At 69.3% G+C, this 26,128-nt stretch carries 19 protein-coding genes; 16 read left to right on the top strand and 3 right to left on the bottom strand.

Annotated features, from left to right (window positions below; all coding sequences use genetic code 11):
- Nucleotides 1-91: 91 nt before the first annotated feature.
- On the bottom strand, nt 92-1,228 hold the full coding sequence (locus ACFZBX_RS16810; RefSeq protein ID WP_391534499.1) for a hypothetical protein: 1,137 nt from the start codon (nt 1,226-1,228) through the stop codon (nt 92-94).
- Nucleotides 1,229-1,480: 252 nt separating this feature from the next.
- On the opposite strand from ACFZBX_RS16810, the gene typA reads away from it, so the two are divergent.
- The 16 genes from typA (at nt 1,481) to ACFZBX_RS16890 (ending at nt 21,771) form a co-directional block, all read left to right on the top strand.
- Entirely contained in the window at nt 1,481-3,385 is a 1,905-nt protein-coding gene (gene typA, locus ACFZBX_RS16815; RefSeq protein WP_391534500.1) for a translational GTPase TypA, read from the top strand.
- A 440-nt stretch (nt 3,386-3,825) separates the two neighbouring features.
- Complete coding sequence (locus ACFZBX_RS16820) at nt 3,826-5,460, top strand: ABC transporter substrate-binding protein (protein WP_391534501.1); 1,635 nt, start codon at nt 3,826-3,828, stop codon at nt 5,458-5,460.
- 89 nt (nt 5,461-5,549) lie between these two features.
- On the top strand, nt 5,550-6,494 hold the full coding sequence (locus ACFZBX_RS16825; RefSeq protein WP_391534502.1) for an ABC transporter permease: 945 nt from the start codon (nt 5,550-5,552) through the stop codon (nt 6,492-6,494).
- Nucleotides 6,487-7,428 carry an ABC transporter permease gene (locus ACFZBX_RS16830; protein ID WP_391534503.1) on the top strand — a complete coding sequence of 314 codons (942 nt, stop codon included), beginning with the start codon at nt 6,487-6,489 and terminating at the stop codon, nt 7,426-7,428. The genes ACFZBX_RS16825 and ACFZBX_RS16830 overlap by 8 nt, the downstream gene beginning before the upstream one ends.
- 19 nt (nt 7,429-7,447) lie before the next feature.
- Entirely contained in the window at nt 7,448-8,497 is a 1,050-nt protein-coding gene (locus tag ACFZBX_RS16835; protein ID WP_391534504.1) for an ABC transporter ATP-binding protein, read from the top strand.
- Nucleotides 8,490-9,506, top strand: coding sequence for an ABC transporter ATP-binding protein (locus ACFZBX_RS16840; RefSeq protein ID WP_391534505.1), 1,017 nt, complete (start codon nt 8,490-8,492; stop codon nt 9,504-9,506). The genes ACFZBX_RS16835 and ACFZBX_RS16840 overlap by 8 nt, the downstream gene beginning before the upstream one ends.
- Before the next feature lie 198 nt (nt 9,507-9,704).
- Nucleotides 9,705-11,333, top strand: coding sequence for an ABC transporter substrate-binding protein (locus tag ACFZBX_RS16845; RefSeq protein WP_391534506.1), 1,629 nt, complete (start codon nt 9,705-9,707; stop codon nt 11,331-11,333).
- A gap of 84 nt (nt 11,334-11,417) precedes the next feature.
- Nucleotides 11,418-12,344 carry an ABC transporter permease gene (locus tag ACFZBX_RS16850; protein ID WP_391534507.1) on the top strand — a complete coding sequence of 309 codons (927 nt, stop codon included), beginning with the start codon at nt 11,418-11,420 and terminating at the stop codon, nt 12,342-12,344.
- 76 nt (nt 12,345-12,420) lie between these two features.
- Nucleotides 12,421-13,335, top strand: coding sequence for an ABC transporter permease (locus tag ACFZBX_RS16855; RefSeq protein ID WP_391534674.1), 915 nt, complete (start codon nt 12,421-12,423; stop codon nt 13,333-13,335).
- Between the two features lie 15 nt (nt 13,336-13,350).
- Entirely contained in the window at nt 13,351-14,403 is a 1,053-nt protein-coding gene (locus tag ACFZBX_RS16860) for an ABC transporter ATP-binding protein (RefSeq protein ID WP_391534508.1), read from the top strand.
- Nucleotides 14,393-15,583, top strand: coding sequence for an ABC transporter ATP-binding protein (locus ACFZBX_RS16865; RefSeq protein ID WP_391534509.1), 1,191 nt, complete (start codon nt 14,393-14,395; stop codon nt 15,581-15,583). Before ACFZBX_RS16860 ends, ACFZBX_RS16865 begins: the two co-directional genes overlap by 11 nt.
- 432 nt (nt 15,584-16,015) lie before the next feature.
- Nucleotides 16,016-17,662, top strand: coding sequence for an ABC transporter substrate-binding protein (locus ACFZBX_RS16870; protein WP_391534510.1), 1,647 nt, complete (start codon nt 16,016-16,018; stop codon nt 17,660-17,662).
- Nucleotides 17,663-17,755: 93 nt separating this feature from the next.
- On the top strand, nt 17,756-18,700 hold the full coding sequence (locus tag ACFZBX_RS16875) for an ABC transporter permease (RefSeq protein WP_391534511.1): 945 nt from the start codon (nt 17,756-17,758) through the stop codon (nt 18,698-18,700).
- Nucleotides 18,693-19,649 (top strand): ABC transporter permease, encoded by a 957-nt coding sequence (locus ACFZBX_RS16880; RefSeq protein ID WP_391534512.1) that lies wholly within the window; start codon nt 18,693-18,695, stop codon nt 19,647-19,649. The genes ACFZBX_RS16875 and ACFZBX_RS16880 overlap by 8 nt, the downstream gene beginning before the upstream one ends.
- A gap of 15 nt (nt 19,650-19,664) precedes the next feature.
- Entirely contained in the window at nt 19,665-20,759 is a 1,095-nt protein-coding gene (locus tag ACFZBX_RS16885; RefSeq protein WP_391534513.1) for an ABC transporter ATP-binding protein, read from the top strand.
- The gene (locus tag ACFZBX_RS16890; RefSeq protein ID WP_391534514.1) at nt 20,752-21,771 is read left to right on the top strand and encodes an ABC transporter ATP-binding protein; all 1,020 of its coding nucleotides are present in this window, start codon (nt 20,752-20,754) and stop codon (nt 21,769-21,771) included. Before ACFZBX_RS16885 ends, ACFZBX_RS16890 begins: the two co-directional genes overlap by 8 nt.
- Before the next feature lie 77 nt (nt 21,772-21,848).
- Here ACFZBX_RS16890 and ACFZBX_RS16895 read toward each other — a convergent pair whose 3' ends face one another.
- Together ACFZBX_RS16895 and ACFZBX_RS16900 are read right to left on the bottom strand one after the other, a co-directional pair.
- Nucleotides 21,849-23,567 carry an ABC transporter family substrate-binding protein gene (locus ACFZBX_RS16895; protein ID WP_391534515.1) on the bottom strand — a complete coding sequence of 573 codons (1,719 nt, stop codon included), beginning with the start codon at nt 23,565-23,567 and terminating at the stop codon, nt 21,849-21,851.
- Nucleotides 23,568-23,683: 116 nt separating this feature from the next.
- Entirely contained in the window at nt 23,684-25,903 is a 2,220-nt protein-coding gene (locus ACFZBX_RS16900) for a hypothetical protein (protein WP_391534516.1), read from the bottom strand.
- Nucleotides 25,904-26,128: the final 225 nt, after the last annotated feature.

Raw genomic sequence — 26,128 nt, forward strand, 5'->3', positions numbered from 1 at the left:
CGCCAATGCTCCGCAGTGGCTCCCTCCTCCGCCTTGCGATGCACGCACCCCAACGCCGCGGCCTGATCCGACAAGATCCACAAGACGCGCCCTAGCGGACCTCGACGGGCAGGGCGGCGGCCCAGTCCGCCAGCTGCCGCTCGACCAGCGCGATCCGGGCCAGCTCCGGGCACTCCTTGCGGGCCCGGGCGAGCGCCTCGCGCGCCTCGTCGATCCGGCCGGCGGCGCCGAGCGCGGCGGCCAGCGCGCAGCTCGACTCGGCCCGCCAGATCAGCGAGCGGTGCAGGCCGCGCTGTGTGAACCCGAGGGCCACCGCCTCGTCGGTGCGGCCCTCCCACCGGGCGAGGTCGATCAGGGCGGGGACGCTCACCCCCAGCGTGGCCGGGTCGCCGTCGAACAGTCCGACGGCGCCCAGCAGCCGGGACAGCGCGGTCGTCCGGTCCAGGGCGCCACTGTCCCCGGCCCCGACGATCGCGCCGGTCATCACCAGGCCGACCTCCACCAGCAGGCCGGGGTGCTGCTGCTCGGCCAGTTCGGTCCGGGCCCGCTCCTCGGCCTCGGCGTACCGGCCCTCGCCGAGGGCCAGCTTCGCCCGGGTGATCCCGGGGTTGTCCGCCGGTTCCATCCGGTCGACGACCGCCGCCACCGCGCTGAAACGGCCCTGGAGGAGGCCGGCCGTGGCCAGGTGGCCGGCCTCGGAGGCGGTCTCCACCGAGGAGGGCCGGAACGGCAGCCGCAGCAGCTGGGAGCCGAAGCCGTAGGGGTCCCGGAACCCGCGGACGATCCGGAGCAGGAGGGCCAGGACGGTCCCCCAGGCCGCGAAGGACCAGCCGGAGGTCCAGAACCACCAGGCGAGCGCCGCCGGTCCGGCGGTCAGCAGCACGGCCGAGAGCCAGAGCCGCAGCCGCACCAGCCGGCCGCGGGCGACCGTCCAGTGGATCAGTACCGCGGTCGGGAGCGCCCGGAGCTGGAACAGCACTCCGCCGATCACCGCCTCGGCGACCACCCGGCCGGTGCCGATCATGACCGACAGCTTGCGCTTGCCGCCCCACCGGCCGGTCAGCAGGATCCAGAGTTCGGAGGTGACCCGGGGCAGCGCGAAGCCGAGCAGGAAGGCCGCCATCTGCCGCAGCATCCGGACCTGGGCGGAGGAGTCCTCCGTGGTGAGCATCAGGACGAGGGGGGCGAGGGCGATCAGCCAGCCCAGGAACGGGAGCACTCTCTTCACAAGCGCACACCTTGTCCCACGGCGTCCGCCGGGTGAAGAGGAGGTGACCGACCTGTGATCTTGGTCCCGCCCCTGCCGCCCGTTTCGGCCGAGCTGGGCGGTCCCCGTACCATAGGAGGAAGCCGTGGCATGTCCTGCCCGGCGGGTGGACCGGTAGTAGCAGGCGGAACGGGTGGTGGCGGCCGAGGGGCCGCAAGTGCGCGTCACGCAGCCGGGCGCCGTAACCCACGATTCCGGGAGAATCCGCTAGGCATGCCCACGCGCAACGACATCCGTAACGTCGCCATTGTCGCCCACGTCGACCACGGCAAGACCACCCTGGTCGACGCCATGCTCAAGCAGGCCGGTGCCTTCGCCGCCCACCAGCAGCTGGACGACCGGATGATGGACTCCAACGACCTGGAGCGCGAGAAGGGCATCACCATTCTCGCGAAGAACACCGCGGTCAAGTACCACCCCAAGGACGGTGGCGCGCCGATCACCATCAACATCATCGACACCCCGGGCCACGCCGACTTCGGTGGCGAGGTCGAGCGCGGTCTGTCGATGGTGGACGCGGTCGTCCTGCTGGTCGACGCCTCCGAGGGTCCGCTGCCGCAGACCCGCTTCGTGCTCCGCAAGGCGCTCACCGCGCGGCTGCCCGTCATCCTCTGCATCAACAAGACCGACCGTCCGGACGCCCGGATCGACGAGGTCATCAACGAGACCTACGACCTCTTCCTCGACCTGGACGCGGACGAGGACCAGATCGAGTTCCCGATCGTCTACGCCTGCGCCCGTGACGGCGTCGCCTCGCTGACCAAGCCGGAGAACGGCACCGTTCCCGGTGACAGCGAGAACCTGGAGCCGTTCTTCTCCACCATCCTGGAGCACGTCCCGGCCCCGACCTACGACGCGGACGCCCCGCTCCAGGCCCACGTCACCAACCTGGACGCCGACAACTTCCTCGGCCGCATCGCGCTGCTCCGCGTCGAGCAGGGCGAGCTGCGCAAGGGCCAGACGGTGGCCTGGATCAAGCGCGACGGCACCGTCTCCAACGTCCGCGTCTCCGAGCTGCTGATGACCGAGGCGCTCACCCGCAAGCCGGCCGAGGTCGCCGGCCCCGGTGACATCTGCGCCGTCGCCGGCATCTCCGACATCATGATCGGCGAGACCCTCGCCGACCCGGAGAACCCGATCGCGCTGCCGCTGATCACGGTGGACGAGCCGGCCATCTCGATGACCATCGGCACCAACACCTCGCCGCTGGTCGGCCGGGGCGGCAGCGGCAAGGGCGCGGACGCCAAGTCCGGCTCCAAGGTCGACCGCAAGGTCACCGCCCGCCAGGTGAAGGACCGCCTGGACCGCGAGCTGATCGGCAACGTCTCGCTGCGCGTCCTGGACACCGAGCGCCCGGACGCCTGGGAGGTGCAGGGCCGCGGTGAGCTGGCGCTGGCCATCCTGATCGAGACCATGCGCCGCGAGGGCTTCGAGCTGACCGTCGGCAAGCCGCAGGTGGTCACCAAGGAGGTCAACGGCAAGACCCACGAGCCGGTCGAGCGGCTGACCGTGGACGTGCCCGAGGAGCACATGGGCGCCGTCACCCAGCTCATGGGCATCCGCAAGGGCCGGATGGACAACATGTCCAACCACGGCTCGGGCTGGGTCCGGATGGAGTTCGTCGTCCCGTCCCGCGGTCTGATCGGCTTCCGGACCGAGTTCCTGACCAACACCCGCGGCACCGGCATCGCGCACTCGATCCACGAGGGCCACGAGCCGTGGTTCGGCCAGCTGACCACCCGCAACAACGGCTCGCTGGTCGCCGACCGGGCCGGCGTGGTCACCGCCTTCGCGATGACCAACCTCCAGGAGCGCGGCGTGCTCTTCTGCGAGCCGGGCACCGAGGTGTACGAGGGCATGATCGTCGGCGAGAACTCGCGCTCCGACGACATGGACGTCAACATCACCAAGGAGAAGAAGCTCACCAACATGCGGTCCTCGAACGCCGACGTGGCCGAGTCGATCGTCCCGCCGCGCAAGCTCTCGCTGGAGCAGTCGCTGGAGTTCTGCCGCGAGGACGAGTGCATCGAGGTGACCCCGGAGACGGTTCGCATCCGTAAGGTCGTCCTCGACCAGAAGGACCGCGGCCGTACCGCCTCGCGCGCCAAGAAGGCGTGATCAAGGCGTTCTGAGCCCCTCCGGCGGTGCTTTGGCCGGAAACGTTCGCCCCCCTTTCCGATGGAGAGGGGGGCGAACTTTTTCAACTACTCCACGCTGTCGACGCGCGTATAAACGGAATAGCGCCTACCACGCCAAGGTGTCCGCTGAGCGAACGTGACAGTCCGTCATTCATGACGACTGTCCGGTTGATGCCTGTCTGAGTATGTCTCTTATGTCCGATTTTCGAAACTTACCGACCGTTCATGTGACCTAATTGAGATCGGCAGTGGTCACTTTCGTGTCCGTGCGTGACACATAGTGGGTGCAGTCAGGCTCGGGTCAAGGGTTAACGCGCAGGGGTGCGCGCCGAAACCACGAGCGCGGACGGCACGGCGGACCGGACCAACCGCCCGCGGTGCTCTCCTCGTTGGAAAGTCGAATTCAGGAGGCATCCCCCCATGCGTGGTGCAACCCAGACCAAGTGGATCGTCGCGGCGACCGCGATCGCCCTCGCGGCGACCGCCTGCAGCACCAGCTCGAAGAGCGACGACAAGGCTGCCTCCGGCGGCGGCACGATCGCTGTCCAGCTCGGTGAGCCGCAGCACGGTCTGATCCCGCAGAACACCGCGGAGTCCGAGGGTGCCGAGGTCCTGAACGCGCTGTTCGCCGGCCTGGTCGAGTACGACAACAAGACCAACGAGCCGAAGCTGCGCGTCGCGGAGTCGATCGAGTCCCCCGACAGCAAGGTCTGGACGATCAAGCTGAAGGACGGCTACACCTTCCACAACGGCGAGAAGGTCACCGCCCAGTCCTTCGTGGACGCCTGGAACTGGGGTGCCAACCAGGACAACGCGGCCGAGGGCCTGCCGTTCTTCGCCAAGATCGACGGCTCCGCCGACCTGGCCCCGGGCAAGGACCAGAAGCCGACCACCGACAAGCTCAAGGGCCTCCAGGTCGTCGACGACAAGACCTTCACCGTCACCCTGACGAACCCGTTCTCCCAGTTCAAGACCATGCTGGGCTACAACGCCTTCTACCCGCTGCCGAAGGCGTTCTTCCAGGACAAGAAGTCCTTCGAGGACGCCCCGATCGGCAACGGCCCGTTCCAGATGGACGGCAAGTGGGAGCACAACCAGCAGATCAAGGTCAAGCGCTACGACAACTTCCCGGCCGCTGACGGCAAGGCGAAGCTGCAGGGCGTCACCTTCAAGATCTACGACAAGCTGGAGACGGCGTACAACGACCTGCGCGCCGACAACATCCAGGCCACCGACAAGCTCCCGATCTCGGCCATGGGCACGGTCAAGGGCGAGTTCGGCGACCGCTACATCTACAAGCCGGAGTCGGGCGTCGGCTACATCGGCTTCCCGATCGCCACCAACCCCCAGACCTACGGCAAGCCGGAGATCCGCAAGGCGATCTCGATGGCGATCGACCGCGAGGCGATCACCAAGACCATCTTCTCGGGCACCCGCGTCCCGGCCGACGACTTCATCAACCCGCTGATCCCGGGTTACCGCAAGGGCGCCATGGGCGACGCGGCGAAGTACGACCCGGCCAAGGCCAAGCAGATGTTCGACGCGGCCGGCGGCGTCCCGGGCAACACCATCGAGCTGGGCTACAACGCCGACGGCGGCCACAAGGAGTGGATCGAGGCCGTCGCGAACCAGCTGAAGAAGAACCTCGGCGTCGAGGTCACCACCAAGCCGTTCGAGAAGTTCGGCAAGATCCTGGACGCGCTGGGCGACAAGCAGTACTCCGGCGGCTTCCGCATGGCCTGGTCGATGGACTACCCGTCGATCGAGAACTACCTGCGTCCGATCTTCTCGAAGGTCGCGATCGAGAACGGCTCGAACTACGGCGGTTACGTCAACGAGCAGTTCGAGTCGCTGCTGGACCAGGCCGACCAGGCGAAGACCCCGGAGGAGGGTCAGAAGCTGTACCAGCAGGCCGACGACATCCTGATCCAGGACCTGCCGTACATCCCGGTGTACACCTACATGTCCTCCGCCGCGTACTCCAAGAAGATCAAGAACTTCGACACCGACGCCCAGGGCCGCATGAACCTGGACGAGGTCGAGCTCGCCGGCTGATCCGGTAATCAGACGAACGGGGGCGGGCGGACCGGACCACAGTCCGAGTCCTCCCGCCTCCCTTCCTTGTCCGAAAGTATGGAGGTCTGATGGGCCGCTATGTCATCCGCCGACTTATACAGGCAATCCCTGTCCTGATCGGTGCGACGTTCCTGATCTACTGGCTGTGCTTCAGCCTGCCCGGTGACCCGGTGCAGGCGCTGGCCGGCGAGAAGAAGGCCGATCCGCTCGTGGCGGAGATGATCCGCCAGAAGTACCACCTGAACGACCCGTTCCTGCTCCAGTACTGGAACTACATCACCGGCGTCTTCCAGGGTGACCTGGGCGAGAGCCTGACCGGTCGTCAGGTGAGCGACATGATCGGTGAGGCGTTCCCGTACACCGTGAACCTCGCCCTGGTGGCCTTCGTCATCGAAGCGATCATCGGTGTGCTGGCGGGCGTCATGGCGGCCCTGCGCAAGGGCAAGTTCCTGGACCAGCTGGTCCTCATCAGCACGCTGCTCGTGATCTCGATCCCGGTCTTCGTCACCGGCTTCGTGCTCCAGCTCGTGCTCGGCGTCAAGCTCAAGAACGACTACGGCATCGAGATCTTCTCGGTCTCCTTCAACGAGGAGGACGGCCTTCGCGCATACCTGCTGCCGGCCTTCGTCCTCGCCTCGACCTCGCTCGCGTACGTGGCCCGGCTGACCCGCACCAGCCTGATGGAGACCATGCGCGCGGACTACGTCCGCACCGCGGTCGCCAAGGGCCTGAAGCGGCGCCGGGTGATCGGCCGGCACGCCCTGCGCAACGCGCTGATCCCGATCGTCACCTTCCTGGGCGCCGACCTCGGCGGCCTCATGGGTGGCGCGGTCATCACCGAGAAGATCTTCAACATCCACGGCATCGGCGGTCTGCTCGCCCAGGCCGTGTACCAGAAGCAGGGCACGATCATCGTCGGCGTCGTCACGCTGCTGGTGATGATCTACCTGGTCACCACCCTGCTCGTGGACATGCTGTACGCCGTGCTCGACCCGAGGATCCGCTATGAGTGAGACCATCACCAAGGGCGCCGAGGCCCCTTCCGAGGACAACAACCCCAAGTCCTCGTCGGAGAACAAGCAGAAGCCGGAGCGTGTCGCGAGCCTCTGGTCGGACGCGATGCGCGACCTGCGCCGCAACCCGATCTTCATCATCGGCGCCACGCTGGTGTCGTTCCTGATCGTGCTGGCCATCGTGCCGCAGTGGTTCACGGACGGCAGCCCGACCGACGCCGGGGCGTGCGACCTGGTCGACTCGCTGAAGCGGCCGAGCGCCGAGCACTGGTTCGGCTTCGACGTCCAGGGCTGCGACATCTACACCCGGACGGTGTGGGGCGCCCGCAACTCGATCATCGTCGGTGTCCTGACCACCACGATGGTCACCGTGACCGGTGCCCTCCTCGGCCTGCTGGCCGGCTGGAAGGGCGGGATCGTCGACAGCATCCTGTCCCGCTTCACCGAGATCTTCTTCTCGATCCCGCTGCTGCTCGGCGGCATGCTGATCATGTCGATGCTCGGCAAGGGCAACGCCTGGACGGTCTCGGTCGTCATGACCGTCCTCGGCTGGCCGCAGATCTTCCGCATCATGCGTGCCTCCGTGCTGGCCAACAAGAACAACGACTACGTGATGGCCGCCCGCGCCCTGGGCGCCGGCTCCGGCCGGATCACCTTCCGGCACATCCTGCCGAACGCCATCGCGCCGGTCATCGTCGTCGCCGCCATCTCGCTGGGCGTCTACATCGGTGCCGAGGCCGCCCTGTCCTACCTGGGCATCGGCGTCCAGCCGCCGGAGATCTCCTGGGGCCTGATGATCAGTGACGCCTCGGTCCGCTTCCTGGACGCCCCGCACGTCCTGCTCTTCCCGTCGGCCGTACTGAGCGTCACGGTGCTGGCCTTCATCATGCTCGGCGACGCGGTGCGCGACGCCCTCGACCCGAAGCTCCGCTGAGAGAAGAGGTGACGACCCGATGACCACCGTGATCGAGAAGAACCAGAAGAGCGGCCGCCTGGAGGTTGGCACCCCGCTGCTGGAGGTCAAGGACCTCCACGTGGAGTTCCACACCCGGGACGGCGTCGCCAAGGCCGTGAACGGCGTCAACTACTCCGTGGCCGCCGGTGAGACCCTGGCGGTGCTCGGCGAGTCGGGCTCCGGCAAGTCGGTGACCGCCCAGACCATCATGGGCATCCTCGACATGCCGCCCGGCAAGATCTCCCAGGGCCAGATCCTCTTCCGCGGGCAGGACATGCTCGCGATGAAGGACGAGGAGCGCCGGCAGATTCGCGGCCAGAAGATCGCGATGATCTTCCAGGACGCGCTCTCCTCGCTCAACCCGGTGATGACCGTCGGCGCCCAGCTCGGCGAGATGTTCCGGGTGCACCGCGGCGCCTCCAAGAAGGAGGCCCGGGAGAAGGCGATCGAGCTGATGGAGCGGGTGCGCATCCCCGCCGCCAAGCAGCGCGTCGGCGACTACCCGCACCAGTTCTCCGGCGGTATGCGCCAGCGCATCATGATCGCCATGGCGCTCTCCATGGAGCCCGACCTGATCATCGCCGACGAGCCCACCACCGCCCTGGACGTCACCGTCCAGGCCCAGGTGATGGACCTGCTCGCGGAGCTCCAGGACGAGTACAACATGGGCCTGATCCTGATCACCCACGACCTCGGCGTGGTTGCCGACGTCGCGGACAAGATCGCCGTGATGTACGCCGGCCGGATCGTCGAGACCGCCCCGGTGCACGAGCTGTACGCCAACCCGGCGCACCCGTACACCAAGGGCCTGCTCCGCTCCATCCCGCGCCTGGACCAGAAGGGCCAGGAGCTGTACGCGATCAAGGGCCTGCCCCCGAACCTGCTGAAGGTTCCGGCCGGCTGCGCGTTCAACCCCCGCTGTGACGTCGCCACCGACCTGTGCCGCACGGAGATCCCGAAGCTGCACCAGGTGACCGACAAGGACGGCAAGGAGCTCACCGGCCGCCGCAGCGCGTGCCACCTCTGGAAGGAGACCCTCCATGGCTGAGCCCATCCTGGAGGTCAAGGACCTGGTCAAGCACTACCCGCTGACCCAGGGCATCCTGTTCAAGAAGCAGGTCGGCGCCGTCAAGGCCGTCGACGGCGTCTCCTTCGAGCTGGGGAAGGGCGAGACGCTCGGCATCGTCGGCGAGTCCGGCTGTGGCAAGTCCACGCTGGCCAAGGTGCTGATGAACCTGGAGCGGGCCACCTCCGGCCAGGTGCTGTTCAAGGGCGAGGACATCTCCAAGCTGTCCGGCGCGGCCCTCAAGGCCGTCCGCCGGAACATCCAGATGGTGTTCCAGGACCCGTACACCTCGCTCAACCCGCGCATGACGGTCGGCGACATCATCGGCGAGCCCTTCGAGATCCACCCCGAGGTGGCTCCCAAGGGCGACCGCCGCAAGGCCGTCCAGGACCTGCTGGACGTCGTCGGCCTGAACCCCGAGTACATCAACCGGTACCCGCACCAGTTCTCCGGCGGCCAGCGCCAGCGCATCGGCATCGCCCGCGGCCTCGCGCTCAAGCCGGAGATCATCATCTGCGACGAGCCGGTCTCCGCGCTCGACGTGTCCGTCCAGGCGCAGGTGATCAACCTGCTGGAGCAGCTCCAGAACGAGTTCGAGCTCTCCTACATGTTCATCGCCCACGACCTCTCCATCGTCCGGCACATCTCCGACCGCGTCGGCGTGATGTACCTCGGCAAGATGGTCGAGATCGGCACGGACGAGGAGATCTACGAGAACGCCACCCACCCGTACACCCAGGCGCTGCTCTCCGCGGTGCCGGTGCCGGACCCGACGGCGCGCGCCAACCGCGACCGGATCATCCTGACCGGTGACATCCCCTCGCCGGCCAACCCGCCGTCCGGCTGCCGCTTCCGCACCCGCTGCTGGAAGGCGGAGGAGCGCTGCTCGACCGAGGTCCCGCTGCTCGCGGTGCCCGAGGTGCTGAGCGGCCCGGCCAAGCACCAGTCGGCGTGCCACTTCGCCGCCGTCCGGGAGACGGCCGCGGTCTGACCGCCCGCCCGGTCCCGCCCGGAGGGGCCCGCCGCCGTTCACGGTGACGGGCCCCTCCGGCGTTCGCGCGCCCGGTCCGCCGGGGCGTCAACAACGGTCACGGAAGGTGCACCCGTCCGGGGGTCCCCAGCTCGCGCCGCCGGGCGGGCGACCTTCTCATGGGGTGTGATGCGTCACACACCTTGAGGAGGGACCTTCATGCCCGTGGCCACCCGTGCTCGATGGGTCCTCGCCGCAGCGACGTCCGTGGCCCTGGTGGCCGGCGGATGCAGCAACGACAGCGACGGGGGCGGCAGCAGCGGTTCGTCGGACAGCAGCAAGACCTTCAGTTACCAGAGCAGCGAGCCGCAGAACCCGCTGCAGCCGGCCAACGCCAACGAGACCGGTGGCGGGCGCATCATTCAGAACCTGTTCAAGGGGCTGGTCGACTACGACCCCTCGAACGCGAAGATCCGGATGCAGGTCGCGGACTCGATCGAGACCAGCGACTCGCAGACCTTCACCGTCACGCTGAAGGACGGCTGGAAGTTCCACGACGGCACGCCGGTGCAGGCCAAGAACTTCGTGGACGCCTGGAACTGGGGCGCGAGCACCGCCAACAACCAGATCAACAGCTCCTGGTTCTCCGACATCGAGGGCTACCAGGACGTCCACCCCGCCAGCGGCCAGCCGACCGCGGACAAGATGTCCGGGCTGACCGTCACGGACAACCTGCACTTCACCATCAAGCTGAGCGGCAAGGTCTCGTACTTCGAGTACAAGCTCGGCTACATCGCCTTCTCCCCGCTGCCGGACGCCTTCTTCGGCGACCCCTCCGGGTACGGGCAGAAGCCGGTCGGCAACGGCCCCTACCAGTTCGTCAGCTGGGACCACAACCAGCAGGTGGTCACCAAGACCTTCCCGGACTACCAGGGCGTCGACAAGCCGAAGAACGGCGGCGTCGTCTTCAAGATGTACAGCACCGCCGAGGCCGCCTACGCCGACCTGCAGTCCAACAACCTGGACGTGATGGACCAGGTGCCGCCCTCCGCCCTGGCCACCTACAAGACCGACCTCGGGGACCGGGCGGTCGACGAGCCGCAGGGCGCCATCCAGAACATCGGCTTCACGCTCTACCAGGCCGACTGGGCCTCCCCGGACAAGGCGAAGGTCCGCCAGGGCCTGTCGATGGCGATCGACCGCGACACCATCACCAAGACCGTGCTCCAGGGCTCGCGCAAGCCCGCCACCGCCTGGGTGGCCGAGGGTGTGGAGGGCTACAAGGCCGGCCAGTGCGGCGATTTCTGCACCTTCGACGCGGCCAAGGCCAAGCAGCTGATCACCGAGGGCGGCGGCGTCCCCGGCAACCGGCTGACCATCACCTACAACGCGGACGGCGGCCACAAGGAGTGGGTCGACGCGGTCTGCAACTCGATCCGGCAGAGCACCGGCGTGGACTGCGTGGGCGACCCCAAGCCGGACTTCAAGACCGCCCGCGCCGCGATCACCGGCCACCAGATCAACGGCGCCTTCCGCACCGGCTGGGTCCAGGACTACCCGCTGAACGCCAACTTCCTCGCCGACGTGTACCGCACCGGCGCCGCGTCCAACGACTTCGGCTACAGCAACCCGCAGTTCGACCAGCTCGCCACCCAGGCCGACCAGGCCGCCAGCGTCGGCGACTCGGTGACCGGCTACCAGCAGGCCGAGGCCGTGCTGGCGAGCGGCATGCCGGCCATCCCGCTCTGGTACTACCGCACCACCTCGGGCTACTCCACCAGGGTCCAGAACGTGGAGTTCGACTCCTTCGGCAACCCGGCCTGGACCCAGGTCGAGGTCACGGGCTGACGAGTCGTCCCGCGCGGGCCCCGCCCTTCCCGCACGGAGGGCGGGGCCCGGGCACTCGATCACGTCTCCAGGAAGGAGGCTCGAATGGGCAGTTACGTGCTGCGGCGGGTGCTGCAGATGATCCCGGTGTTCTTCGGCACCACGCTGCTGATCTTCCTGATGGTCTACACGCTGCCGGGCGACCCGGTCTCGGCGCTGTTCGGGGAGAAGGCCGCGGACCCCGCCGTGGTGGCCAACCTCAAGCACAAGTACTACCTGGACCAGCCGATCTGGAAGCAGTACCTGCACTACATGGGGAACCTCTTCCAGGGGGACTTCGGCACCAGCTTCACCGGCCGTCCGGTCTCCGACATCATGGCGGACGCCTTCCCGGTCACCATCCGGCTGGCCCTGCTGGCCTTCGCCTTCGAGATGATCTTCGGACTGCTGCTGGGCCTGGTCTCCGGGCTGAAGCGCGGCAGCGTGCAGGACACCCTGGTGCTGGTCCTCACCCTGCTGGTGATCTCCATCCCGGTCTTCGTCCTCGCGTACATCGCCCAGACCGTCTTCGCGACCAACCTCGGCTGGGTCACCCCGACCGTCCAGGACTCCAAGGACCTCTCCCAGCTGATCCTCCCGGCGATCGTGCTGGGCTCGCTCTCGCTCGCCTTCGTCGCCCGCCTCACCCGCACGTCCATCGGCGAGAACCTGCGCGCCGACTACATGCGCACCGCGGTGGCCAAGGGCCTGCCCCGGCGCACCATCGTCACCCGGCACCTGCTGCGCAACTCGCTCATCCCGGTGGTCACCTTCCTCGGCACCGACCTCGGCGCGCTGATGGGCGGCGCGATCGTCACCGAGGGCATCTTCAACGTGCAGGGCGTCGGCAACGTCCTCTACCGGGCGATCAACCAGAAGGAGGGGCCGACCGTGGTCGGCATCGTCACCGTGCTGGTGATCGTCTACCTGGTGGCCTCCCTCGTCGTCGACCTGCTCTACGCGGTCCTGGACCCGAGGATCCGCTATGCCTGACATCCACGACGAGGACTCCTTCGAGCCGCATCCCAAGCCGGGGGTGGACCACTTGGACTACGCCGGTGAGCAGGGCATGGCGGTCGAGCAGGAGACCCTGGTCGAGCCCGACCCGGAGAAGCGCGAGGAGGCCCGCAGCCTCTGGGGCGACGCCTGGCGCGACCTGCGCAGGCGGCCGATCTTCCTGATCTCGGCGGTGCTGATCCTGCTGCTGATCGTGATGGCGGTCTTCCCCGGGGCGTTCACCGACGCCGATCCGCGCAAGGCCGACCTGGTCAACAACTACCTCAAGCGGCCGGACTGGACGGACTTCTTCGGGGCCGGCTGGTTCGGCTACGACGGGCAGGGCCGCTCCATCTACGCCCGGGTGGTGTACGGCGCCCGCGCCTCGATCACCGTCGGCATCTTCGTGACCGCCATCGTCACTCTGCTCGGCGGCCTGACCGGCATGGTGGCCGGCTACTTCGGGGGGACCGTGGACGCGGTGCTCTCCCGGATCATCGACATCTTCTTCGGCATCCCGCTGCTGCTCGGCGCGCTGGTGCTGCTGAACGCCTTCAGCGTCCGCACGGTGTGGACCGTGGTCGTCGCGCTCGGCGTCCTGGGCTGGACCCAGATCGCCCGCGTGATGCGCGGCGCGGTGCTGACGGTCAAGCAGTCCGACTTCGTGGTGGCCGGGCGGGCGCTCGGCGCCGGCACCGGCCGGCTGATGTTCCGGCACATCCTGCCGAACGCGGTCGCCCCGGTGATCGTGGTGGCGACCATCGCGCTGGGCGGCTACATCGCCACCGAGGCGACGCTGAGCTTCCTCGGCATCGGCCTCCAGGACCCGACCATCTCCTGGGGCATCGACATCTCCTCCGCCCAGAAGGTGATCCGCACCGCCCCGTTCGTCCTGTTCTTCCCGGCCGCGGCGCTCTCCATCACCGTGCTGGCCTTCATCATGCTGGGCGACGCGGTGCGCGACGCCCTCGACCCGAAGCTGCGCTGAGCGAGGGGACGCATCGTGACCACAGCAGTCGATACCGGCAAGGACCGGCGGGAGGCGCCCTACGAGGGGCCGCTGCTCGACGTCCGCGACCTGCACGTCGAGTTCGTCACCCGGGACGGAGTGGCGAAGGCGGTCAACGGGGTCAACTACAGCGTCCGGGCCGGGGAGACGCTGGCCGTGCTCGGTGAGTCCGGCTCCGGCAAGTCGGTGACCGCGCAGGCGATCATGGGCATCCTCGACATGCCGCCGGCCCGCATCCCCCGGGGCGAGATCCGCTTCCGGGGCGAGGACATGCTGAAGATGGACAAGGAGACGCGGCGCAAGGTCCGCGGGCAGAAGATCGCGATGATCTTCCAGGACGCGCTCTCCTCGCTCAACCCGGTGCTCACCGTGGGGTTCCAGCTCGGCGAGATGTTCCGCGCCCACCACGGCACCTCGCGCAAGGCGGCCAAGGAGAAGGCCGTCGAGCTGATGGAGCGGGTGCGCATCCCCGCCGCCGGGCAGCGGGTGAACGACTATCCGCACCAGTTCTCCGGCGGTATGCGCCAGCGCATCATGATCGCCATGGCGCTGGCGCTGGAGCCGGACCTGATCATCGCGGACGAGCCGACCACCGCGCTGGACGTCACCGTGCAGGCCCAGGTGATGGATCTGCTCGCGGAGCTCCAGGCCGAGTACCACATGGGGCTGATCCTGATCACCCACGACCTCGGTGTGGTCGCCGACGTCGCCGACAAGATCGCGGTGATGTACGCGGGCCGGATCGTGGAGACGGCGCCGGTGCACGAGCTCTACGCGCGCCCGGCGCACCCGTACACCCGCGGGCTGCTGGACTCGATCCCGCGCCTGGACCAGAAGGGCCAGGAGCTGTACGCGATCAAGGGACTGCCGCCCAACCTGCTGCGGATCCCGCCGGGCTGCGCGTTCAACCCGCGCTGCCCGCGCGCCCAGGACATCTGCCGGCAGCAGGTGCCGGAGCTCTTCCAGGTCACCGAGGACGACGGCACCGAACTGGCCGGGCGGGGCAGCGCCTGCTTCTTCTGGAAGGAGACCCTCCATGACCGTTGACGGGGCCGGCCCGGTCGAGTCGCCGGTGGAGGCCGCCTTCGAGCAGGAGGTGGCGCGCGGCGAGCCGATCCTGGAGGTCAGGGACCTGGTCAAGCACTTCCCGCTGACCAAGGGCGTGCTGTTCAAGAAGCAGGTCGGCGCGGTGAAGGCGGTCGACGGGGTCTCCTTCGACCTGATGCAGGGGGAGACGCTGGGCATCGTCGGCGAGTCGGGCTGCGGCAAGTCGACGCTGGCCAAGGTGCTGATGAACCTGGAGCCGGCCACCGGCGGTTCGGTGCGCTACAAGGGCGAGGAGATCTCGAGGCTCTCCGGATCGGCGCTGAAGGCGGTGCGGCGCAACATCCAGATGGTGTTCCAGGACCCGTACACCTCGCTGAACCCGCGCATGACGGTCGGCGACATCATCGGCGAGCCCTTCGAGATCCATCCGGAGGTGGCGCCGAAGGGCGACCGCCGCAAGGCCGTCCAGGACCTGCTGGACGTGGTCGGCCTCAACCCGGAGTACATCAACCGGTATCCGCACCAGTTCTCCGGCGGCCAGCGCCAGCGCATCGGCATCGCCCGGGGGCTGGCGCTGAAGCCGGAGGTCATCATCTGCGACGAGCCGGTCTCCGCGCTGGACGTCTCGGTGCAGGCGCAGGTGATCAACCTGCTGGAGCAGCTGCAGAGCGAGTTCAACCTCTCGTACATGTTCATCGCGCACGACCTCTCGATCGTCCGGCACATCTCCGACCGGGTCGGCGTGATGTACCTCGGCAGGCTGGTCGAGATCGGCAGCGACCGGGAGATCTACGACCACGCCACGCACCCGTACACCCAGGCGCTGCTGTCCGCGGTGCCGGTGCCGGACCCGACGGCGCGCGAGAGCCGGGACCGGATCGTGCTGACCGGTGACGTGCCCTCGCCGGCCAACCCGCCGTCCGGCTGCCGTTTCCGCACCCGCTGCTGGAAGGCGCAGGAGAGGTGCGCGGTGGAGGTCCCGCTGCTGGCCGTACCGGGCTGGCTGAGCGGGCCGGCCGCGCACGAGTCGGCCTGCCACTTCGCGGCCGAACGCGACCAGGCCGGCGACGACGGGACCGGGAACGACCGGACCGGTGACGACCGGGCCGGGAACGACCAGGCCGGTGACGACCGAGCCGGCCGCGGCGAGGGGGAGCCGGACGGTCCGGAAACCGGTTGACACCGGGGCCCGCCCCGTCGCCGGAGCGCGTCCTCCTCCGGGAGGGCGCGCTCCGGCGTTTGTCCACCCGCCGACCTGCGGCAATTCCGTCCGGCCGCTCCGGACGGCCCTCCAAATGGATCATTACGCTTCGTAAATATTCGAATACCGGAACTCCCGGTCCGCTATTCGGAAGGCGGAGCCGGTGATTCCGGGCGCGATATGGCGGAATTTGCCGAGTATTGTCACGGCTTGGCCTCGGCCTGTAATTGAAAAGAGATGTGACGGCGATTCCACGGAAGGGGTCGGTTGATCGATAGTTGCTCTGCGCGTATCAGTGGTCACCTCGCCGGCTGTGCGGCTCGGCCCTGAGATGTCGACCCCCGCCGTACCCGGCACACCGGATGGCGGGGCGCCGTTCGTTCGTAAGCCCCTAAATCGAGGAGCAGTTGAATGAGGCTCACCAAGACGATGCGCTGGTCCGCGCTGGCGGCCTGCACCGCGCTCGCGATCTCCGCCTGCAGCACCGGCAGCGACAAGAAGTCCTCGGACGGCGCGAACGGGTCGGGCAAGAAGGGTGGCTCGATCGCCATCCAGTCGGGTGAGCCGCAGCACGGGCTGATCCCGCAGAACACCGCGGAGTCCGAGGGCGCCCAGGTGCTCGCGCAGGTCTTCGCCGGCCTGGTGGAGTACGACCGGCAGACCAACGAGCCGAAGCTGCGCGTCGCGGAGTCGATCGAGTCCCCGGACAGCAAGGTCTGGACGATCAAGCTCAAGGACGGCTTCACCTTCCACAACGGCGAGAAGGTCACCGCCCAGTCCTTCGTCGACGCCTGGAACTGGGGCGCCAACCAGGACAACGCGGCCGAGGCCCTGCCCTTCTTCTCCAAGATCGAGGGTGCCGAGGAACTCTCCCCGGGCAAGGACAAGAAGCCGGCCACCGACAAGCTCAAGGGCCTCAAGGTTGTCGACGACAAGACCTTCACGGTCACCCTCGGCGCGCCGTTCTCGCAGTTCAAGATCATGCTGGGCTACACCGCATTCTATCCGCTGCCGAAGGCCTTCTTCCAGGACAAGAAGGCCTTCGAGGAGTCCCCGGTCGGCAACGGCCCGTTCCAGATGGACGGGAAGTGGGAGCACAACCAGCAGATCAAGATCAAGCGGTACGAGAACTTCCCGGAGTCGGCCGGAAAGGCCAAGCTGGATTCCGTCACCTTCAAGATTTACGACAAGCTGGAAACGGCCTACAACGACCTGCGGGCCAACAACATCCAGATCACCAACAAGCTCCCGATCTCGGCCATGGGCACGGTCAAGAACGAGTTCGGCGACCGCTACATCTACAAGCCGGAGTCGGGCGTCGGCTTCATCGGCTTCCCGATCGCCACCAACCCGGCCGCCTACGGCAAGCCGGAGATCCGCAAGGCGATCTCGATGGCGATCGACCGCGAGGCGATCACCAAGACCATCTTCTCGGGCACCCGCGTCCCGGCCGACGACTTCATCAGCCCGATCGTCCCGGGTTACCGCAAGGGCGCCATGGGCGACGCGGCGAAGTACGACCCGGCCAAGGCCAAGGAGATCTTCACCGCGGCCGGCGGCGTCCCGAACAACACCATCGACCTGGGCTACAACGCCGACGGCGGCCACAAGGAGTGGATCGAGGCGGTCGGCAACCAGTTGAAGAAGAACCTCGGCGTCGAGGTCACCTTCAAGCCCTTCGAGAAGTTCGGCAAGATCCTGGACTCGCTGGGCGACAAGCAGTTCTCCGGCGCGTTCCGGATGGCCTGGCAGATGGACTACCCGTCGATGGAGAACTACCTGCGGCCGATCTTCTCCAAGGTCGCGATCGAGAACGGCTCCAACTACGGCGGCTACGTCAACGAGCAGTTCGAGTCCGTGCTCGCCCAGGCGGACCAGGCGAAGAGCCTGGAGGAGGGCCAGAAGCTGTACCAGCAGGCCGACGACATCCTGATCAAGGACCTGCCGTACATCCCGGTCTACACCTACATGACCTCCGCCGCCTACACCAAGACCGTCAAGAACGTGGTCGTGGACGCCCAGAACCGCATCGACCTGGCCAACGTCGAGCTGGCCTGACCGTCGTCCACTCCGACCGGCGCGCCCTGACGGGCGGTGCGGGCAACCCCCGCGCCGCCCGGCTCCGGCGTGCCCCCACCACGAGGAGACCGCATGGGCCGCTATGTGGTCCGCCGAATCATCCAGGCCATACCTGTGATCCTCGGCGCGACATTCCTGATCTACGCACTGGTCTTCCTGCTGCCTGGCGACCCCATCACGGCACTGGCCGGTGAGAAGCGGCAGGACCCCGGCGTCGTCGAGGTCCTCCGGGACCGGTACCACCTGGACGACCCGTTCTTCATCCAGTACTGGGACTACCTGACCGGCCTGTTCAAGGGCGACTTCGGCGAGGACTACCGGGGCAACCAGGTCGTCGACGTCATGCAGCGGGCCTTCCCGTACACCATCAACCTGGCGCTCACCGCGCTCGCCATCGAGATGGTGGTGGGTGTCACCGCCGGCGTCGTCGCCGCCCTGCGGCGCGGCAGGTTCATCGACAACGTGGTGCTGATCTCGACCCTGATGGTCATCTCGATCCCGGTCTTCGTGATCGGCTTCGTGCTCCAGCTGCTCCTCGGGGTGAAGCTCAACACCGACTACGGCATCGACTTCTTCCCGGTCTCCTTCAACGAGGAGGCCGGCTTCCGCTCCTACCTGCTGCCCGGCTACGTACTGGCCTCGACCTCGCTGGCGTACGTGGCCCGCCTCACCCGGACCAGCCTGATCGAGGTCATGCGGGCGGACTACGTCCGGACCGCGGTCGCCAAGGGCCTCAGCCCGCTGCGGGTGGTGGTCCGGCACGGGCTGCGCAACGCGCTGATCCCGATCGTCACCTTCCTGGGCATGGACCTCGGCGGCCTGATGGGCGGCGCGGTGATCACCGAGGGCATCTTCAACATCCCCGGCGTCGGACACCAGCTCTTCCAGTCCGTCTACCTGCGGGAACGCACCATCGTCGTGGGCATCGTGAGCGCCCTGGTGATGGTCTACCTGTTCGCCAACCTGGTGGTCGACCTGCTGTACGCCGTCCTGGACCCGAGGATCCGCTATGAGTGAGCCGACGAAGAGCGAGAACGCGAGCGCGGCGATCCCCGGGCAGCGCGGCCGCGGCAAGGGCGACAAGGACGGCAAGGGCGGCAAGGGCGGCGAGCGGGTCGCCAGCCTGTGGAGCGACGCCTGGGCGGACCTGCGCCGCAACCCGCTGTTCCTGATCGGCGGGTTCCTGGTGGTCTTCATGGTGGTGCTCGCGGTCGCCCCGGGGCTCTTCACCGAGGCGGACCCGCGGGCCGGTGGCTTCTGCAACCTGGCCGACTCGCTGAAGCGGCCGAGCGGCGCCCACTGGTTCGGCTTCGACGTCCAGGGCTGCGACATCTACACCCGCACCATCTGGGGCGCCCGGAACTCGATCATCGTCGGCATGGTGACCACCACCCTGGTGGTCCTGGTCGGCGGTGTCCTGGGCCTGTGGGCCGGCTGGATCGGCGGCCTCGGCGACAGCGTGCTCTCCCGGGTCACCGAGATCTTCTTCGCCATCCCGCTGCTGCTCGGCGGCATGCTGATCATGTCGACCTGGGGCAAGGGCAACGCCTGGACGGTCTCCGCGGTGATGGCCGTGCTCGGCTGGCCGCAGATCTACCGGCTGATGCGCTCGGCGGTGCTGGCCAACAAGCACAACGACTACGTGGTGGCGGCCCGGGCGCTGGGCGCCGGGACCGGGCGGATCGTCAGCCGGCACATCCTGCCGAACGCCGTCGCCCCGGTGATCGTGGTCTCCACCATCAACCTGGGCGTCTACATCGGTGCCGAGGCCGCGCTGTCCTACCTGGGCATCGGCATCCAGTCCCCGGCGATCTCCTGGGGCCTGATGATCAGTGACGCCCAGTCCCGCTTCCTGAACGCCCCGCACGTCCTGCTCTTCCCGGCCGCCGTGCTGAGCATCACCGTGCTGGCGTTCATCATGCTCGGCGACGCGGTGCGCGACGCCCTCGACCCGAAGCTGCGCTGAGGAGGGCCGCGGACCATGACTGACATGACCAAGCCGGCGAAGGACGGCGCGGACGCGGGCCGGGACGCGGTGGAGGTGCTGGGCGCGCGCCGGGAGAGCCTGGTGCCCGGCACCCCGCTGCTGGAGGTCGACGACCTGCACATCGAGTTCCACACCCGCGACGGCGTCGCCAAGGCCGTCAACGGGGTGAGCTACTCGGTGTCGGCGGGGGAGACCCTGGCGGTGCTCGGCGAGTCCGGCTCCGGCAAGTCGGTGACCGCGCAGGCGATCATGGGCATCCTCGACATGCCCCCGGGGCGGATCACCGCGGGCTCGATCCGCTTCCGCGGCCAGGACCTGCTCACCATGGCCCCCAGGGCCCGGCGGGCGGTGCGCGGCCGGAAGATCGCGATGATCTTCCAGGACGCGCTCTCCTCGCTCAACCCGGTGCTCAGCGTCGGCTACCAACTCGGCGAGATGTTCCGGGTGCACCAGGGGGCGAGCCGCAAGGAGGCCAAGGAGAAGGCCGTCGAGCTGATGGAGCGGGTGCGCATCCCCGCCGCCAGGCAGCGCGTCGGCGACTATCCGCACCAGTTCTCCGGCGGCATGCGCCAGCGCATCATGATCGCCATGGCGCTGGCGCTGGAGCCGGACCTGATCATCGCGGACGAGCCGACCACCGCGCTGGACGTCACCGTGCAGGCCCAGGTGATGGACCTGCTGGCCGAACTCCAGGCCGAGTTCAACATGGGGCTGATCCTGATCACCCACGATCTCGGTGTGGTCGCCGACGTCGCGGACAAGATCGCGGTGATGTACGCGGGCCGGATCGTGGAGACGGCGCCGGTGCACGACCTGTACGCGCGCCCGGCCCACCCGTACACCAAGGGCCTGCTCAACTCGATCCCGCGGCTGGACCAGAAGGGCCAGAACCTCTACGCCATCCAGGGCCTGCCGCCGAGCCTGCTGCGGATCCCGGCCGGCTGCGCCTTCAACCCGCGCTGCGACCGGGCCCAGGACGTCTGCCGCACCGAACTCCCGCGCCTGGTCTCGGTGCTGGACGCCGAGGGGGCCGACCTGCCGGGTCGCCGGAGCGCCTGCCACTTCTGGAAGGAGACCCTCCATGGCTGAGCCCATCCTGGAGGTCAGGGAGCTGGTCAAGCACTACCCGCTGACCCAGGGGATCGTCTTCAAGAAGCAGGTCGGCGCCGTCCGGGCGGTGGACGGCGTCTCCTTCGGCCTGGCCAAGGGGGAGACGCTGGGCATCGTCGGCGAGTCGGGCTGCGGCAAGTCGACGCTGGCCAAGGTGCTGATGAACCTGGAGCGGGCGACCGCCGGCCAGGTGCTGTTCAAGGGCGAGGACATCACCCGGCTCTCCGGATCGGCGCTGAAGGCGGTCCGGCGCAACATCCAGATGGTGTTCCAGGACCCGTACACCTCGCTGAACCCCCGGATGACGGTCGGCGACATCATCGGCGAGCCCTTCGAGATCCATCCGGAGGTGGCGCCGAAGGGTGACCGCCGCAAGGCCGTCCAGGACCTGCTGGACGTGGTCGGCCTGAACCCGGAGTACATCAACCGCTATCCGCACCAGTTCTCCGGCGGCCAGCGCCAGCGCATCGGCATCGCCCGGGGGCTGGCGCTGAAGCCGGAGGTCATCATCTGCGACGAGCCGGTCTCCGCGCTGGACGTCTCGGTGCAGGCGCAGGTGATCAACCTGTTGGAGCAGCTGCAGAACGAGTTCCAGCTCTCCTACATGTTCATCGCGCACGACCTCTCGATCGTCCGGCACATCTCCGACCGGGTCGGCGTGATGTACCTCGGCAAGCTGGTCGAGATCGGGACGGAGGAGGAGATCTACTCCCACCCGACCCACCCGTACACCCAGGCGCTGCTGTCCGCCGTCCCGGTGCCCGACCCGACCGGACGCGAGCAGCGCGAGCGGATCCTGCTCAGCGGCGACATCCCCTCGCCGGCCAACCCGCCGTCCGGCTGCCGCTTCCGCACCCGGTGCTGGAAGGCGGAGGAGCGCTGCGCGGCGGAGGTCCCGCTGCTGGCGGTGCCCGAGGTGCTGAGCGGTCCGGCCGCGCACGAGTCGGCCTGCCACTTCGCGGAGGTGCGGGACGTGATCGGCTCGGGCTGAGCCGGTCGCGTGTGCGAGGGGCCCCGGAGTCGCGTGGACTCCGGGGCCCCGGCCGTGCGGCCGCGCCCGGCGGAACGTCACTTCAGGTAGCCGACGTTCTCCCAGATGATGTCGGACAGGCCCTGGGCGCCGATGTTGGCGAGGTCGGCGCGGGCGCCGAACAGCTGCGGGCGCTGGTAGAGCGGCAGCATGCCGGCCACCTTCCACAGCTCGCCGTCGGCCTGGTTGAGGGCCTCGAAGGTGCCCGCCGCGTCGGTGGCCGAGGCCGCCCGGTCGAACGCGGCGTCGACCGCCGGGCTGCCGGCCTGGGAGTGGTTGGTGCCGCCGTTGGTGGCGAAGTTGGTCCGGTTGCCGCTGGCCGGGAACGGCGTGCCGAGCAGCGAGAAGGCGGTCATGTCGAAGTCCCGCCGGTTGACGTACTTGTCGAAGAACTCGTTGGGGCTGGCGGTGACGGTGGTGACCTTGACCCCGACGTCCTTGAGCATGCCGGTGGCGACGGTGGCCTCGTTCTGGGCCTGGGTGACGCCGGCCGGGATGACCATCCGCAGGTTGAGCTCCTTGCCGTCCTTGCGGCGGACGTCGCCGTCGAGCTTCCAGCCGGCCGCGTCGAGCTTGCGGGCGGCCTCGGTGGGGTCGTAGCGGCTGAGGCCGAGGGAGTTGTCCCGGTAGCCGTTCTGGTTGGCCACCAGCAGGTGGTTGTTGAGGGTGATGGTGGGCCAGTCCAGCCCGGCGAGGTCGGAGCGGGTGATGACGTCCCGGTTGATCGCCTGGAAGATCGCCTGGCGGACGGTCGGGTCGGTGAGAACGGGGCTGCGGCTGTTCAGCGTGAACTGCCGGTAGTCGGGCCCGCCGGCCCGCCGGACGGCGGCGCCCGGGGTGCTGCGGATCAGCTGGTAGCCGGCCACGTCCGGACCGTTGTTGAACAGGTCGATCTCGCCCTTGTTGAAGGCGGCGGCCATCGTGTTGGGCACCATGGCGTGGAAGACGATCCGCTCCAGCAGCGGCTTGTCGCCCCACCAGGCCGGGTCCGCGACCAGGGTGACGGTCTGCGCCGCCCGGTCCATCCGCTCCACCTTGAACGGGCCCGCGGTGACCGGGATCGCCTCCAGGTAGGCGGTGTTGAACAGCTCCGGGGTGGCGACCCTGGAGGCCGGCAGCAGCGGGGCGTTGGCGGCGCCGTTGAACATCGTCTGCCACTCGGAGTACGGCCGCTCGAAGGTCATCACGGCCTGGTGGTCGTCCTTGCCGCGCTCGACCGAGGAGACCAGCTCGAAGCCGGTGCTGCTGGCCGCCCGGAACGCCGGGTCCTTGCCGTTCAGCGCCTTCCAGTTGGCCTCGATGTCGCGCCAGGTGATCGGCGTGCCGTCGGACCAGCGGGCCTTGGGGTTCAGCGTCCAGACCACCACCTGCCGGCCGTCCCGCTGCTCGGTGTGGGCGTCCTGGAGGTAGGCCGGGTTGGGGGTCTGGGTGCCGGCCGCGTCGGAGCGGAAGAAGGTCGGCAGCAGCGGCTTGCTGACGGCGATGGTGGAGGACTCGCCGCCGTCGCTCTGGAGCGGCGACCACTGGGTGGAGTACTGGGGGATCGCCACCCGCAGGGTGCCGCCCTGGCGCAGCTCGGCGCGCTCGTGCGGGTTGATGTCGACGGCGGTGAGCTTGGGGCTCTCGACCGCGCTGGGCAGGGCGCGGGAGCCGGAGTCGGAGCCGCCGGGGGCGCAGGAACAGAGCGTCAGCGAGAGCGAGACGGCGGTGAGGCCGGCGAGCAGGGCCGTGCGGCGGTACAGGGGGCGGCGGCCCATGGTTGGTTCTCCCGGGACGGATGCGGCGGACGATAGGCGACACATCTTGCTGACCGGGGAGCGGGGTTGTCGAGGGGCGGGTCCGGATCGGGGCCCGCCCCTCGATAACGGTTCGGTCAGACCGGGAACTTGAAGGTGCGCTCCCTGTCGCCGGTCTTGTCCAGCAGGGCGGTGATCTGGTCCGCGACGTCCTGCGGGGTGATCGGGACGAGCTGGCCGTTCTTCTTCGTCTTCGCCTTGTCGAAGCCGACGGCGGCCATCTGGCGGTTGAGCGCGTCGAGGTCCCACTTGGGCACGAACCTGCCCTCGGCGTCCGGGACGAGGGTGAGCGCCACGGCGGCGGTCTTCGGCCCGAAGTCGAACTTCTTGGCGCCGGCCGTGATGTGGATCTGGCCGTTCATCGCGGACTTGCCGAGGGTGTCCGCCGCGCCCTGGAGGGCCTGCGCGGAGGTCTTCGGCTGGGCGGCGGTCACCGCCAGCGCGACGGGCTGCTCGGGCTTGCCCGCGGCGCGGTCGCGGTAGGCCGCGTCGACCAGGCCGACGGCGGTGGCGGAGTCCACGGTCTGGCCGGCCTTGCCGGGGACGATGACGGTCTCGCCGTTCTCGGCGAACTTGACGTAGCCCTCCTGGAGGCTCTGCCCGCTGCCGCCGGCCAGCGCCTTCAGTGCGGACTCCAGCTTGGCCCGGTCGACCTTGACCTCCGGCGGCACGGCCTTCTCCGCGCCCTTGAGCGACTTGAGGACGTCCACCGGGTTGTAGGAGTGCTGGGCCAGCTTGTCCACGGTGGCCGTGGTGTCGAAGGCGAGTCCGGCGGCGGTCGGGTCGAGGTCCATGGTCTGCTCGCCGACCTTCAGCTTGACCGGCTGCTGGCCGGCCTTGCCGACGCTCTCGTCGAGCTGGTGGATGGCCTGGTCGCGGCTGCTGCCGCCGATGTCCGTGCCGAGCACCACGGTGCCCTTGGGGACGTCGGACTGGTTCAGCATCAGCCCGGTGCCGTAGGCGGCGGCGCCGAGGAAGCCGATCCCGACGACGGCGTAGGTGGCGAGCTTGACCAGCTTCTTGGCGGCGCTGGGCCTGGGCTTGGGGGTCGGCGCGGGCTTGGCGGCGGCGGGGGCCGGCTTCGGGCCGGACGGGCCGTCCGTCACGGGGGCGGGGGCGGGGGCGGCGGGTGCGCTCTCGGGGTGCGGGACGGCGGTCCGGAACGGGTCGGCGGCGGGCTCGCCCTGGCGGCCGGGGGCGCCGGGGAAGAGGCCTGCGGGGGCCGGGGCGCCGTTCGCGGCGGCGGGCGGGCGCTGGGCGGCGAACGGGTCGGCACCGGCCGGGGCGCCCGGGAAGAGGCCGGGCTGCGGGGCGCCGCCCGGTGCGCCGGGGCCGGCGGGAGCGCCGGGTATGGGCGCGGCCGGCAGGTCGTCGCGGATCGGGGCGAAGCCGTCGACCGAGGTGTCCTCGGGGCTCGGCGCGCCGGGCCCGCCGGGGGCCGGGGGCCGCTGGACGGCGAACGGGTCGCCGGGCGCGAACGGGTCGGCCGGGGCCGGCGGGGCGAACGCCTCGACGGGGGAGTCGGCGTAGACGCCGGCCTCGTCGGCGGGCGGCTCGGGTGCCGCGCCGAACGGGGAGGCGGGCGCGCCGGTCGGGTGCGGGGCGGGGGCCTGGGCCTGGGCGGGCACCGGGCGGCCGTTGGCGCGGGCCGTGCCGGGGGCGGCCGCGGCGGGGCGCTCGGTCTGCGGGCGGGCGCCCTTGGCCCGGGCGGCGCCGCGCTGCCGGCCGGCGGGGGCCGGGGCGGCGGGCGCTGCGGCGGGTCCGGCGGGCGCGGCCGGGGCGGCGGCGGGCACCGGGGCGCCCTCGGCGGCCGGGGCCTTCTTCTGCCGGGGGCGGAACCACGCGCCGGTCGACTCGGCCTCGGAGGTGGCCGGCGGGATCTGCCACTCCGGCGGCAGGTTCGGCGGGGTGCCGGTGCCGCGGCCGCCGCCGTCCATCACGCCGAGCACCGGGGAGGCGGGCGCGGCGGAGCGGTGCCGGGGGCCGGCCGGCTCGGCGGGGGGCGGCGGAGCGTCCTCGCCGCCGCCGTCCTCGTTCTTGACGGCGCTGCGGACCACCACCGGCGGGATCGGGCGCGAGCCGGGGATGTTGATCCGGACCCGGGTGGTGACGGTGGTCTCGGTCTTCGGGCCCTCGTCCGCGCCCTCCGGAGCCGAGCCCTGGGCGGCGCCGGCGCCGCCCGTGCGGTCGCCGCCCGGGAAGCCCGGTGTGCCGTAGGGCGGGGTGCCCGACGGGTAGGCGTCCGGGCCCGTGCGCCGAGGCGTCGGGTGGGCGTTGTCAGATTCGCGGCTGCTCAATGCTGCTCTGCTCCGGGTTCGCGGGCCGGGCCGTGCGGCGCGACCGCGGTTCGTCGGCGCCGGGCCTGGCGGGCGGCGTCGGGTACGGCGTTCTGCGGCACCACCATACTGGGAAGAACCGACCGGTGAACCGGTTCGGAGAGATCCCGATACGTCCGGTTCCTCCGGTATGAGAGTACGACCGGGCGGTGCTGACTGCCCGTCGTACCGGCCACCGTACGCGGC

The organism is Kitasatospora sp. NPDC008115 (assembly GCF_042957205.1).
Lineage (GTDB): Bacteria > Actinomycetota > Actinomycetes > Streptomycetales > Streptomycetaceae > Kitasatospora.

Excerpts from the sequence above, each read along its gene's own strand:
- ACFZBX_RS16835 (WP_391534504.1), top strand. The coding sequence starts at position 7,448 with ATGACCACCGTGATCGAGAAGAACCAGAAGAGCGGCCGCCTGGAGGTT.
- ACFZBX_RS16885 (WP_391534513.1), top strand. The coding sequence starts at position 19,665 with ATGACTGACATGACCAAGCCGGCGAAGGACGGCGCGGACGCGGGCCGG.
- ACFZBX_RS16820 (WP_391534501.1), top strand. The coding sequence starts at position 3,826 with ATGCGTGGTGCAACCCAGACCAAGTGGATCGTCGCGGCGACCGCGATC.
- ACFZBX_RS16830 (WP_391534503.1), top strand. The coding sequence starts at position 6,487 with ATGAGTGAGACCATCACCAAGGGCGCCGAGGCCCCTTCCGAGGACAAC.
- ACFZBX_RS16850 (WP_391534507.1), top strand. The coding sequence starts at position 11,418 with ATGGGCAGTTACGTGCTGCGGCGGGTGCTGCAGATGATCCCGGTGTTC.
- ACFZBX_RS16855 (WP_391534674.1), top strand. The coding sequence starts at position 12,421 with ATGGCGGTCGAGCAGGAGACCCTGGTCGAGCCCGACCCGGAGAAGCGC.
- ACFZBX_RS16840 (WP_391534505.1), top strand. The coding sequence starts at position 8,490 with ATGGCTGAGCCCATCCTGGAGGTCAAGGACCTGGTCAAGCACTACCCG.
- ACFZBX_RS16870 (WP_391534510.1), top strand. The coding sequence starts at position 16,016 with ATGAGGCTCACCAAGACGATGCGCTGGTCCGCGCTGGCGGCCTGCACC.
- ACFZBX_RS16890 (WP_391534514.1), top strand. The coding sequence starts at position 20,752 with ATGGCTGAGCCCATCCTGGAGGTCAGGGAGCTGGTCAAGCACTACCCG.
- ACFZBX_RS16880 (WP_391534512.1), top strand. The coding sequence starts at position 18,693 with ATGAGTGAGCCGACGAAGAGCGAGAACGCGAGCGCGGCGATCCCCGGG.
- ACFZBX_RS16875 (WP_391534511.1), top strand. The coding sequence starts at position 17,756 with ATGGGCCGCTATGTGGTCCGCCGAATCATCCAGGCCATACCTGTGATC.
- ACFZBX_RS16895 (WP_391534515.1), bottom strand. The coding sequence starts at position 23,567 with ATGGGCCGCCGCCCCCTGTACCGCCGCACGGCCCTGCTCGCCGGCCTC.
- ACFZBX_RS16845 (WP_391534506.1), top strand. The coding sequence starts at position 9,705 with ATGCCCGTGGCCACCCGTGCTCGATGGGTCCTCGCCGCAGCGACGTCC.
- ACFZBX_RS16865 (WP_391534509.1), top strand. The coding sequence starts at position 14,393 with ATGACCGTTGACGGGGCCGGCCCGGTCGAGTCGCCGGTGGAGGCCGCC.
- typA (WP_391534500.1), top strand. The coding sequence starts at position 1,481 with ATGCCCACGCGCAACGACATCCGTAACGTCGCCATTGTCGCCCACGTC.
- ACFZBX_RS16825 (WP_391534502.1), top strand. The coding sequence starts at position 5,550 with ATGGGCCGCTATGTCATCCGCCGACTTATACAGGCAATCCCTGTCCTG.